Here is an 11,501-nt window from a genome sequence, read left to right as displayed (position 1 = left end):
GCAACCAGCGCCGCCTGGCCCCTGACCGGCGACTACAACGGCGACGGCCGCGACGACCTCACCGCCATGTACGAATGGACCGACGGCTCCACCACTCTCAACGCACTCCACGCCAACACCGACGGCACTCTCAAACAACCCGTTCAAGGGTGGCGGGCCGCACCCGGTACCTGGTAGCCGCAGCCGACCACACGACGACACACCCAACGAACGGAGCCCGGCGCGTCAACCGCGCCGGGCTCCGCCCGCTCGTAGCGGGGGACGAGGTATCCGTCGTATTCGCCGTCGTAGCCAGCCGCGCTGGCCGCGACCAGGCGCCGCGCGGTACTGGGGACCTGGTCGACGTCAGCCGGCGCGGTGTCCTCGCCGGGCGGCGGTATGGGCCGCTGCTCCAGGGCACAGCAGCACGAGCGCGGCGATGGTGCGTTCCCTGCGGGTCGGGATCAGTCCGTGTCCCAGCGACCACAGGGATTTGGCGGCGTCGACCTCGACTGGCTCGCCGTCGAAGTCGAACCGGCACGTCGCCGGGAACACCCGACCGCCGATCACCTCGACCCGCTCCCGGAACACCACACCCGGCGTGAACGACGGCGCGCCAGTCCCCGACCGCGTCGCGGGGACACCGCTCGCGCGAACCCGACCTCTACGGCCCATGCCCTGTGCACTCCCCCGCCGACGCGGCGGCCATGCCTGCGCGGCCCGACCGGCCGCCGCGGCCTCACTCGTCCAGTCGCAGGCGACCCCGGTCGTCGATGTACGCGTCGTAGATCTCATCGCCCAGGACCACGCCGTCGATGACGACCTCGACATCCTCGTCGACGTCCAGGAACACCACGCCGTCGTCGTCGGTGTACGCGGGCCAGATCACACCCTCGCCGACGACCTCCTCGAAGCAGAAATCACCCTTGAACCGACCGAACCACCCCACCGCGAACCCCCTCTTTCGAGTCCCTGCCGCCGCTCCCGGACCCCACCGGACACGAACGACAGACCACCCACATTCACCCAGTCTGCGCGAAGTCCCGCACGCCGCGCGAGGGTTCGACAACATGGGGTGACCATCGATCGAAGGGGGACGTTCATGGGCAGTTGCCAGAGGTCGACGAAGGGCAGCCGGGGCGGGAAGAGCTGCGGCAACAACGCCCGGCCCGGCGAGCGCTACTGCGCCAAACACGGCGCCGGCAAGCGACCCCGAGGGTCGAAGCGCAGGACGAAGTCCAACTCCGGCGACGGCTGCGGCGGCCTGTTCATCCTGGCACTCGCCACGCTGGTCATCCTTGCCCTCGGCATCTGGACGTGACCCGCGGGCAGTTTCGAATATCCGACTTCGCGTGAGGGGCGTGGGCTCGGGGTGGCTGCGGCCTCGGACTCGGTCGGTCGTGCCAGGAGACGGTTGCGGGCTCGCGCAGCAGGAACCTGGGCGGCCGGCCCGGTGCAGGGCGCCGGGGCTTTGGGGTGTCTTGTGTTTCTAGTGTGGGGTCAGTGCCTCGGCGATGCGGTCGCGTGTGTGTCGTGCGGTGGGGCTGGGGGTGTGGGTGAGTTCGATGTCGAGTTCGGCGAGGCGGTCGCGTACGCGTGCGGAGTCGACGTCGCCCATGAGGACGAGGGCTCGTTCGGTGGCCTGGTCGGCTCCTTCGAGGTCGGCTGCCGCGACGTTCGCGCGGGCGAGGGCGACCTGGTCGAAGGCGCGGGAGCGTACGCGTGTCCCGGGTCGTGTGGCCGAGGCGGTGGTGATGAGTTCGACGGCGCGTGGGGCGTGGGATCGGTCGTGGCCGGCGGCGATGAGGTGACACACGCCGATGGTGACGCCGTACTCGGCCTCGTCGAACCATTGGACGAACGGCGGGTCGTCGTCGCCGGCCGCGGCGAGGGAGTCGACGACGCTTCCGGCTGCGCGGTCGAATCCGCGCAGGTCGCCGGTGATGGCCAGGCAGCGTGCCTGGAGTGCCGACAGCACGGCGCGCAGGCGTCCGTCGGGCAGGCGGCGGGTTCCGTATTGGGCGAGTTGGACGAGTTCGAGGGCGTCGTCCACGCGGTCCAGGTGGGAGGCCTGGCGGGCCATGCAGTTGAGCAGGTGTGCGCCGATGGCGGCGTCCCGGGCGTGGGAGGCGGCTCGCAGTCCGAGCATGAAGTACTGCTGTGATTCCGCGTGCCGGCCGACGTCGTGGGTCATCCAGCCCGCGACCGAGGCGAGGTCGGCGACGGCGGAGAACAGCGCGCGTTCCACCCGTGTGTCGCGGTGGTCGATCTGCAACAGGGCTGCGGTGGACATCAGTTGGGCGACCACCGCGTGCCGGGACAGTCCTCCGCCGTGCGCGTTGTCCCAGGTGCGGAACGCCTCCGTCGTCGCCCTGATGCTCGCGACGTCCGACATGCCCACGCGTCCCGGGCGCGGCGGGGCGGGCCGCTCCCCGGGGGTGGGGTCCAGCCACGGTCGTACGGATTCCAGCAGCTCGCGGCCGGTCAGCAGGGGCCCTTGACGGGCGGGTTCGAGGTGGTGGTCCGTCATCAGGTCGCTCCGGCTTGTCTCGAGGACGTCAGTCACGACGGTGTCCGCCTCCCACCGCGTGTCGGCGGGAGCCGGGCCCGGCGGGTCGGCGGGGGCGGCGAAGCCCAGGTGGGTGCAGGGGAGTCCGAAGATCTCCTCGAGTGCGACGCGGTGCACGCGTTGAGGCCATCTGCTGTCTCCCGACAACCAGCGTCGCACCGTTCGCTCGTCGAAGACGACGTTCAGGCCCAGGCTCCGGGCCCGCTCGTCCAGATGCGTACACAGTTCGCTCGCCGCGGGGGACCAGCCCCGTGCGCGGGCACGCTCGCGTAACCGGGCGTTCGGTGTGCGTTCGGTGGTCTTGCGCATGGGAACCCCCGAGCGGCTTCGACATGACGGGCTTGACGGGTTTGACGCCACCGTAGGCCGTTGCTCCCTCGTCGCGTACCCGCGAATCCCCTTCCCGGCCGCAATGTCCGCGCTTTGTCCGCGAACCGTCCCCACGAACGTCCGCAAGCCGCCGGCGCCTTCGACCTCCACACGCCCGAGCCGGTCGGGTGGACTGACGTCACCGGCAGACGCCGGAAGCCCAACCACCCCGGCCCCTTCGGTACGGGGCACGGAAAGGAGTGTCCGATGAACACCCAGACCTACCGTTCGCCGGTGATCGCCGACGCGGGGGACGCCAAGGCCGTCACCCTCGGCAAGAACAACTTCAACCGCGTCGACGGCACCCAGTACAAGGAGAAGCGGCCCGGCGTTGCGCCCAGCCACCGCTGAGTGATCCGCCCGCGCCCGGGGAGGGGCTCGCCCCGCCTCCGACGACGCGGGCGTGAACAACGCGCCTCGCCACCGGGACGCCGGGACCATCACGGTCCCGGCGTCCTGCGGTCGGGGCGCGCACCGACGAGGAGGGTTCGTGAGGATGATGGCGGGGGCCTGGCTGCCCCCGAACACGGAACTGGACATCCGCCCGACGGGCGCCAGTTCGGACACCGACACGCGAACACCGGTGTGGGCGACCGGATACACCGGCGCGGAGGTCCGCACACTCGGCGCGGGTTCGCGGCGACTGTGGATCGCCGGCGAGTGCGGCGCGAGCGACGCGCGACTGCGTGAACTCCTGGCGGCACCGGCCCACGCCTGGTGGGCGCCCACCCGGACTTTCACCGGCTCGTTCGTCGCGGTGCAACGGCGAGGAACGAGCGTGAGCATCCGCGGCGACCTCGCCGGCCTGCGCACCGTGTACTGGGCACGCCGGGGCCCGGCGGTGCTGTGGGCGGACGCCGCCGCTCCCCTGGCCGCCGCCCTGGGCACCGGCCCGGACCCGGTGCGCGCGCTGTGCGCGCCCACCGTCAGCGGGGTCGACGCCCTCGGCCCGCACAGCCTGTTCACCGGCGTCAACCGCGTCCCGCCCGGCGCCGTCCTGGAGATCGGCGACGACGGCGTGCGCATCCACCCCGCACCCGAACCCGACACCCCCGACGGCCGCGAAGGCCACCGCGAACGCCTGGCACACGCCCTCACCGACGCCGTCACCACCCGCGTCCTCGGCGCCCGCAACCCCAGCACGGACCTCTCCGGAGGCCTGGACTCCGGCACCCTCGCCGCCCTCGCCGGCACCACCGCACCCACCCGCGCCTACACCTGGCGCGACCCGTACTCCGTCAACTCCGACCTGGACTACGCACACGAGATCGCACGAGCGGTACCGGGACTTCGCCACGAGATCGTCACCGGATGCGAGGACACCGCGAACTACCGCGGACTCGAAGACCTTGACACCGTCCCGTTCACCGACGGACCCACCCTCGCCCTCGGCGCACTGGGCACCTTCCGCCTCATCCAACACCGAGCCCGCGACCACGGCAGCGACATGCACCTGTCCGGCGAAGGAGGCGACGCCGTCCTGACCGGCTCCGCCGCCCTGCTCTGCGACGCCCGCCGACGCGGGATCGCCCGCCGCACCCTCCTGACCGAAGCCCTCGCCTGGGCCCGCGTGGGCAACGTCTCCCCCCTCGCCACCCTGCGCGGCCTGGCCGCACTCGCCCGCACCCACCACACCCACGACCTGACCACACTCGCCGCCACGCTGCGCCGCGGCCCCCTCGACGTCGCCGCCCCCGACGGCACCTCCCGGTGCAGCGGGCGCCCGGGAACGGCCTGGCTCACCGGCGACGGCCGCGCGGCCGTCGCCGACCTGGTCGACGCCTCCCGCGCGTGGACACCCGATCTCCCGCCGGGGCTGGCGGAGTACCGGCAGGGCATCCACGACAGCGGCATCGTCCACACCGACACCATCCGCATCGCCCGAGACAACGGCGTCGCCCTGCACCTGCCCTACCTCGACGACCCGGTCGTCACCGCCTGCGCCCGCGCGCCCGAACTCGAGCGCGCGTCGGGCCCGCGCATACAAACCACTCCTGCGCGGGCTGAGCGGCGCGGTGCCCGAGGTGCTGCTGAACCGCACCACCGCGGGAGTGTTCGACGGCACCGCGAGGGTGGGCCTGAACGCCTGCGCCCCGTGGGTGCGCGACCTCATCGCCTCCTCGCGCCTGGCCGAGACCGGCCTGATCGACCCCGCACGCGTGAACGCGACCCTGGACCGGACCCTGTGCGGCGCCGCCTCCCACGCCGAGATCCACATGTTCCTCGTCACCGAGACCTGGCTGCGCGTCCTGGAGCGCCACCGCCACACCTGGTGGACCCCACACACCCGGGAGGCGAACGCATGCGTGTGACCCCCGCGCCCGGGGTGCACTGGACCTGCACCGATCGCGGCGGCGCGATCCTGAACCTGCGCACCGGCCGATGGCTCCTGCTCGACCCCGCCGCCGCCCGCCTGTGGCAGCACCTGGCCGACGGCGTCCACCCCGACACCCTGGCCGAATCCCTCGCCGTCGAACACGGCGTTGCCCGCGAACGCGTCGACGCCGACATCGCCGCGTTCACCGACCGGGCCCGCGCGCACGCCCTCCTCGCCGACGAGAGCCCACCCGCCCGACGCCCACGAAGGAGGCCGACCCGATGACCATGACCATGACCGAGACACCCGTCCCCCTGGCACCCACCACCCTCGAACGCGCCGTCGCCCACCTGAGCCTGTGGACGGGAACCCTCCTGCTCACCCTCCCGCTCCGGCACACCCTGCGGTGCGCCGCCGGCGTGCGCCGTGTCCTGGGCCGGCGCGGCGCCACCGTCCGCCAGGCCGAACGACACCACGCCACGATCCGCCTCGCGGCCCGCCGCCACCCGAGCCGGATCGCATGCCTGGAGACGGCGATCGCCACCACCTTGATCGCCGCCCTCCACGGCCGGCGCGTGACCCTCGTCCTGGGGGCGCGTTTCGATCCCACCGAACTCCACGCCTGGATCGAGACGAACGGCACGATCATCGGCGAGACGAACGAACACGATCGCGAACTCCACCGCGTATACGCCCCGTAGCACCCCGCGCGCCACGATTCGCCACCCCCGAACGGGGTAACTCGTTCGGGGGAATCTCGTTGATCGGGCGTGACCGATCCCGACACCGCCCCCGGCGACATCCTCGTCCCGGACGACAACCTCGGCACCACCCACGGCCTGGCCCTCGCCCAGACCTCCCTGTGGCGCATCGCCACCCGGGTACCCGCCGACCTCGCACTGACCGTGCGCCTGGCCTGGACCATCGACGCCCGCGCCCTGATCGTCGCGATCGCGGCCCAACTGGGCGCGGCCGCCGCCACGGCGTTCGGCCTGTGGGCCACCACCGACATCCTCACCCCACTCCTGGCCCCACACGACGACTGGGGCCGGGCCGTACGCGACGCCACGCCCTCGCTGATCCTGCTCGCCGTCGCCGCCGGCACGCACGCCGTCCTGCAGGCGGTGTCCACCATGGTCGCCGCACGCCTGGGCCCACGCATGGACAGCCACGCCGCCGAACGCCTCCTGGACACCGTCACCCGCGCCGACCTCGCCGCCTACGACGACCCGAAATGGGCCGACGCGAAAAGCGCCGCCGAGGACGGCTCCGAACGCGGCCACCAACTCCTCCAGGCCGCGACCGAGACCTGCGCCGCCGCCCTGCAACTGGCCGCCGCGGGCACGGTCCTGGCCACCCTGCACCCCATCCTGCTGCCCCTGCTGCTGCTCGCCGTCCTCCCGCACGGCGTCGCCAGTCTGATCGTCGCCCGCGTCCAGCACCGCAGCGTGCGCACCATGCTCGCCGACCGGCGCTGGCGCATCACCCTGATGAGCGAACTCACCTACGTCCAGGCCGCCCCCGAGGTACGCGCCCACCGCATGCGGGACTACCTCCTGGGCCGCTACCGCAAGGTCTCCGACCGGCTCGAACACGAAGCCGCCCGCGTGGGCCGCGTCTCCGCCCTGGTACGCCTCGCCGGCCAGGCCGTTGCCGGACTGGGCACCGCCCTGGTCTACGCGGCCCTGATCTGGCTGACCGCACGCGGCACCATCACCTCCGGCACCGCCGCCGGCGCCGCGGTCGCCATCCGCACCGCGACCACCGCGCTGACCACCGTCGTCCAGACATCCGGCGAACTCTTCCAACACGGCCTCTACGTCGGCGACTGGGCCCGCTTCACCGCCCGCACCCCCTCCCGACGCGGAACCGCACCCCTACCCGACGACTGGACCGCCATCCACCTCGACGACGTCACCTTCCGCTACCCCGGCACCGACACCCCGGCCCTGGACCACGTCACCCTCACGATCAGGCGCGGCGAAACCATCGCGTTCATCGGCGAGAACGGCTCCGGCAAGACCACCCTCGCCCGCCTGATCGCCGGCCTCTACCTCCCCGAGACCGGCCACGTCCGCTGGACCGGCGAGCACGGCGACGACCTCGACCTCGCCGACGCCGACCCCGAAAGCGTGTGGAAACACGTCACCCTCGTCCCGCAGGACGCCTACGACTGGCCGTTCCTGGTCCGCGACACCATCACCCTGGGCATCCCCCACCAACGCGGCGACGACGCCATCCACGACGCCGCCAAGGCATCCGGCGCCGACGCCGTCATCGCGGCCCTGCCGCACGGGCTCGACACCAGCCTCGCCCGCTCCTGGTGGGGCGGCCACGACCTCTCAGGCGGCCAATGGCAACGCCTGGCCATCGCCCGGGCGTTCCACCGCGACACGGCACTGCTGATCATGGACGAGCCCACCTCCGCGCTGGATGCCCGCGCCGAGCACACCGTCTTCCGGTCCCTGCTGAAACTCGCGGACGACCGCACCACCGTGTTCATCACCCACCGCCTCGCCAACGCCCGCGTCGCCGACCGCGTCCTGGTCATGCGCGACGGCCGCATCGTCCAGGACGACACCTACGACGAACTCGTACGACAGGAAGGCCTGTTCGCCGAACTGCACCGCCTGCAACAAACCTGACCCGACGGTCTGCCCCGTCGCCGCGCGATCGCGTCGGTGGCGACCGATAGCGTGCCGACGCCACCGGAGACCTCGCTTCCCCGACCGGGGCGGGCGCTTTCCGTGTCCGACGTCGTGGGGCCCGGCGTGCTTCGCGACGGCCGGCCCTGCGTTCGGTGCCACGGCCTCGGGCGGGGGCTGCGGACGTGGCCGGGACGAGCCTTGGGGACGGGTGCGGATGAACGACGATTTCGACGTCGAGGCGTTGCACGAGGCCTGGAGCGATTCGTTGCGGGAGGCCCGGATCGGTGAGACGTTGCCGGAGGTCCGGTTGCCGGAGGTCTGGTCGGAGGAGTGGCGCGGGACCGAGCGGGACGTGCGTGTGGTGGTGGCGCGGATGCCGGTCGAGGTGCGGGACGGCTTCGTCTACGACCGGGTGCCGTGGGGCCGGTTCTCCCACGCCTACGGCTCGGGCGAGGACGTCCCCGAGGACCTGGAGGAGATGCGTTGTGCCGACGCCGTGACGGCGGAGCGGGGGCTCGGGTCGTTGTGGGGCTCGATCTCCCATCAGGGCTCGCGGTGTTCGGTGGCGCCGCTCGCGGTGCCCTTCCTGTTGCGGATCGCCGCGGATCGCTCCACCCACCACCGCGCGGACACACTCGAACTGGTCGCGGTCGTGGCGCGCCGCAAATGCTGGGAGGACGGGTCCCGCACCGATCTGCTGCAGGTCGCCGACGGCGACGACGACTGGCACTTCGACATGAGCGGCTACTTCCAGAACTGGACCGTCGAGGCGGCACGCGACGCGATCGCCGCCGACGCGCACATCCCGATCGCGCTCCTGGACGACCGAGACCCCGACGTGCGCGAAGCGGCCGCGTACGTCCTGGCGGCGTCCACGGGCCGGGCCGGGGAAATCTCCGCCGCCCTGCACGACCGCCTCCGGGCCGAGGAGCACGCGCGGGTCGGCGCGAGCCTGGTCCTGGCGATCGCGCAACTGGCCCGCGAACACCGCCACGAGGACGCCGCCGCCTTCACCCGCGCCCTGTGGTCGGACCCCACACGCACCGCCGAGGTCCGGGTGAGCGCCGCCCTGGGATGGCTGTGCCTGGTCGACGACCCCGCCCCGGACACCCTGCGCGCCGTCCTCGACGCGTGCGTCACCGACGAACTCGGCCGCTCGATGGCCTCGATGCCCTGGATGACCCAGGTCGACCACGACGGCGACGGACTGACCCGCACCCTGCAACGGATGTTCGACCCGGATTCCCTCCGACGCCCGGCGGGCGCCGACGACCCCTGGGCGGAACCCGAGGGATGCGCCGACGACCCGCCCTTTTGACGGCTCGACGGTGGGCGCGAGCCCCGGGGGCGCCGTCCGCGCGCCGGGGGCGGTCGGCGTCGGCGTCGTGCCGGCCGGCGCCGACCGCGTCGGGCCCCGTCGGCATCGGGGGATGGGCCGCTCGCCGAGTTCGACTTGTGCTTCGACGACCTCGACTACGACCCTCGGATCTTCCTCGGCCTGATCCTGCGTTCCCAGCCGCCGGAATCCGTCCTGAAGCTCGACCTGAGCGACCTGCTGTCGGCCGGCTACTTCAAGAGCACCGACGCGGTCTCGACCGAGGCACTGCAGCAGCTGCGCGACGAGACAGCCAGCAGCGGCCCGATTATTGTCATTACCGAAGGCAAGTTCGACTCCCGGGTCCTTGGCCGGGCACTGCGGATCGTCCGCCCCGACATCGCCGACTACTTCACCTTCTGGAACCTTGAGGACACCAAGGCCGCCGGCGGAACAGACCGAGTCGTCATCAACCTCAGAAGCTTCGCAGCCGCGGGCGTTATGAACCGCATCATCGCGCTCGTCGACAACGACGCAGCCGGCCTGGCCGCGCTGAAGAACCTCGCCAACCCCGTCCTCCCCAGCAACTACACGGCCTGCAAGCTGCCCGATCTGGACTACGCACGCGACTACCCGACCCTGGGCCCCTCCGGCTCCGGCCAGGACGACATCAACGGTCGCGCATGCTCGGTCGAGTTCTACTTTGGTCTCGACTGCCTTCAGGACGTCGGCGGAGAACCAGTCCCGGTTGTGTGGACCTTGCTGAACAAGTCCGTTAATGCCTGGCAAGGAGAACTGCAGAACAAGCCCTACGTCCAGACACGAATCGATGCGCTTCTCAACGCTGCAGAATCTGGGCAGACACCGCTGGACGAACGCTGGGAACCCCTCCGCGAGGTTGCCCGGACCCTGATCGAAGCCGCTGAATCCCCCCGTGCTGCTCTGCACTGAGCCGGTCAACGGTCAGCCGCAAACCAGCGTCACAGCATCGCCCCGGACGAGCCCGGCCACCGGCACATCGACCTCCCGTCGTATTTCGCACGACCGGCGACATCGGCCACCTTCAGACCGAGGAATTCGACGAAGCGTTCTGGCGCAGCCCCGGCAACCTCCTCGACCACGACTCGTCCACCACATCACCGCCACACTGGTCTGACGCCCCTGGAAGAGGCCGCCCCCGCGCATACGCGCGGGGGCGGCGACCGCTGCGGCACGGGTCCGTGCACGGCCTGCGGCTGCCGCCCCGAAGACGCATCCCCGCAGGCCACCCGGCCCTGAGTCAATTGCTGTCGGCGTACTCGTCAATGTGCCCAACCAAGTACACGTGAACGTGCTCACGGCGGCCCGGTGCCGTCTGCCCACTTGCCTGGTCGGTGGAACCGGCCCCTGGCTCTATCGTTGCCGTGGTCCGGTCGGTGACGGCAGATCGAGCAGGCGGGAGAGGGCGGCCTCCAGAGGGATGGCGTGGTCGGGCAGGTGGTGGGATGCCCAATCGGCCGCCAGGGCGACGAAGTCGGAGAGGTCACGCTCGACGCCCTTCAGGAGTCGGTCGAGTTCGCCGCCGGGCAGCTCGATCACCGGGCTGTCGCTCTTCGCGGAGTCGAGGGTCAGTCGAACGGTGTCGCCGAGCCGTTCGGCGGTCGGTTGCGGGTCGTGGCCGAGCCAGGGCGGGTCGCCCTCGTCGACGACGCCCTGCCATTCGCGCCAGTCCTCCAGGCCGCAGCAGCAGCCGGGCGAGACGACGACTCCCTTGGAGGTGTCCACGACGAGCAGGCCGCCCCCCACGATGGGTTCCTCGGAGGTCAGCATTCCGTGCAGGAAGGAACCGAGCGGGTCGGCCGGCGGGGGCGGGAAGCCCTCCCCTGGCGCGGGGCCGACGTCGTTGCAGCCGACGATGCGCATCATCGCCGTCCCGACCTCGGCGGAGGAGAGTCCACCGGTCAGAGGAAGGTGGCCGTAGGACTTCACCTCGGCAACCGGCCAGAAGGCGAAGTCGCCGTCGTGAACATCCACCCTCAGCACGGGCCGCATCGTGATCATGAGCGGAGTCTGGCCCACTCCCCGCCCACCCCGCCTCTCGTTTACGCCCGGCCCACCACCAGCCGGACCCAACGCCGAACATGGCGAGCATGTTCGGCTGTACCTCCCCGGGCACATACAGGTGTACGCCGACAATTGCCTGGAAATCAGGGGAGTTGCGCGCCTAGGCTCAGAAGCCGTTGTCTTATCGAAAGTAGTTCCTGCGTTTCCGCTGGTCGGGCATGAAGTCTGGTGCCGTGCGGGAGGGATGACGTGTCGCGTCGT

General features: G+C 71.5%; 13 protein-coding genes and 1 pseudogene. 9 read left to right on the top strand and 5 right to left on the bottom strand.

Features of this window, described 5'->3' with window-relative positions; genetic code table 11:
- Positions 1 to 345: 345 nt before the first annotated feature.
- On the bottom strand, positions 346 to 570 hold the full coding sequence (locus ACIBSV_RS50325; RefSeq protein WP_395874682.1) for a hypothetical protein: 225 nt from the start codon (positions 568 to 570) through the stop codon (positions 346 to 348).
- Positions 571 to 718: 148 nt separating this feature from the next.
- On the bottom strand, positions 719 to 928 hold the full coding sequence (locus ACIBSV_RS50320) for a hypothetical protein (protein WP_395874680.1): 210 nt from the start codon (positions 926 to 928) through the stop codon (positions 719 to 721).
- A gap of 153 nt (positions 929 to 1,081) precedes the next feature.
- Between ACIBSV_RS50320 and ACIBSV_RS50315 the strand changes: the two genes are divergently transcribed.
- Positions 1,082 to 1,300 (top strand): hypothetical protein, encoded by a 219-nt coding sequence (locus tag ACIBSV_RS50315; protein ID WP_395874678.1) that lies wholly within the window; start codon positions 1,082 to 1,084, stop codon positions 1,298 to 1,300.
- 168 nt (positions 1,301 to 1,468) lie between these two features.
- On the opposite strand, the gene ACIBSV_RS50310 is transcribed toward ACIBSV_RS50315, so the two are convergent.
- Positions 1,469 to 2,857, bottom strand: coding sequence for a transcriptional regulator (locus ACIBSV_RS50310; protein ID WP_395874676.1), 1,389 nt, complete (start codon positions 2,855 to 2,857; stop codon positions 1,469 to 1,471).
- A 267-nt stretch (positions 2,858 to 3,124) separates the two neighbouring features.
- Between ACIBSV_RS50310 and ACIBSV_RS50305 the strand changes: the two genes are divergently transcribed.
- The 8 genes and pseudogenes from ACIBSV_RS50305 to ACIBSV_RS50270 all read left to right on the top strand — a co-directional run bounded on the left by ACIBSV_RS50305 (position 3,125) and on the right by ACIBSV_RS50270 (position 10,148).
- Positions 3,125 to 3,268, top strand: coding sequence for a hypothetical protein (locus ACIBSV_RS50305; RefSeq protein WP_395874675.1), 144 nt, complete (start codon positions 3,125 to 3,127; stop codon positions 3,266 to 3,268).
- A gap of 145 nt (positions 3,269 to 3,413) precedes the next feature.
- A pseudogene (locus ACIBSV_RS50300) lies at positions 3,414 to 4,880 on the top strand (asparagine synthase-related protein); the annotation flags it as partial.
- A gap of 52 nt (positions 4,881 to 4,932) precedes the next feature.
- Complete coding sequence (locus ACIBSV_RS50295) at positions 4,933 to 5,229, top strand: asparagine synthase-related protein (protein WP_395874686.1); 297 nt, start codon at positions 4,933 to 4,935, stop codon at positions 5,227 to 5,229.
- A complete protein-coding gene (locus tag ACIBSV_RS50290) occupies positions 5,220 to 5,519 on the top strand; it encodes a PqqD family protein (protein WP_395874684.1) in 300 nt (99 codons plus the stop codon). Before ACIBSV_RS50295 ends, ACIBSV_RS50290 begins: the two co-directional genes overlap by 10 nt.
- A complete protein-coding gene (locus ACIBSV_RS50285) occupies positions 5,516 to 5,935 on the top strand; it encodes a lasso peptide biosynthesis B2 protein (RefSeq protein WP_395874673.1) in 420 nt (139 codons plus the stop codon). The genes ACIBSV_RS50290 and ACIBSV_RS50285 overlap by 4 nt, the downstream gene beginning before the upstream one ends.
- A 69-nt stretch (positions 5,936 to 6,004) precedes the next feature.
- Positions 6,005 to 7,879, top strand: a complete 1,875-nt coding sequence (locus ACIBSV_RS50280; RefSeq protein WP_395874671.1) for an ABC transporter ATP-binding protein — start codon at positions 6,005 to 6,007, stop codon at positions 7,877 to 7,879.
- A gap of 217 nt (positions 7,880 to 8,096) precedes the next feature.
- Positions 8,097 to 9,200 (top strand): hypothetical protein, encoded by a 1,104-nt coding sequence (locus ACIBSV_RS50275; RefSeq protein WP_395874669.1) that lies wholly within the window; start codon positions 8,097 to 8,099, stop codon positions 9,198 to 9,200.
- 135 nt (positions 9,201 to 9,335) lie between these two features.
- Positions 9,336 to 10,148 carry a hypothetical protein gene (locus ACIBSV_RS50270; protein ID WP_395874667.1) on the top strand — a complete coding sequence of 271 codons (813 nt, stop codon included), beginning with the start codon at positions 9,336 to 9,338 and terminating at the stop codon, positions 10,146 to 10,148.
- Positions 10,149 to 10,177: 29 nt separating this feature from the next.
- Here ACIBSV_RS50270 and ACIBSV_RS50265 read toward each other — a convergent pair whose 3' ends face one another.
- Positions 10,178 to 10,318, bottom strand: a complete 141-nt coding sequence (locus tag ACIBSV_RS50265) for a hypothetical protein (protein WP_395874665.1) — start codon at positions 10,316 to 10,318, stop codon at positions 10,178 to 10,180.
- A 271-nt stretch (positions 10,319 to 10,589) separates the two neighbouring features.
- Complete coding sequence (locus ACIBSV_RS50260) at positions 10,590 to 11,237, bottom strand: hypothetical protein (protein ID WP_395874663.1); 648 nt, start codon at positions 11,235 to 11,237, stop codon at positions 10,590 to 10,592.
- Positions 11,238 to 11,501 lie beyond the last annotated feature (264 nt).

Source organism: Embleya sp. NPDC050154 (genome assembly GCF_044460165.1).
Taxonomy (GTDB): domain Bacteria; phylum Actinomycetota; class Actinomycetes; order Streptomycetales; family Streptomycetaceae; genus Embleya.
Note: the sequence above shows the minus strand (reverse complement) of the source record. Positions and strands in the feature narration are given on the sequence as shown.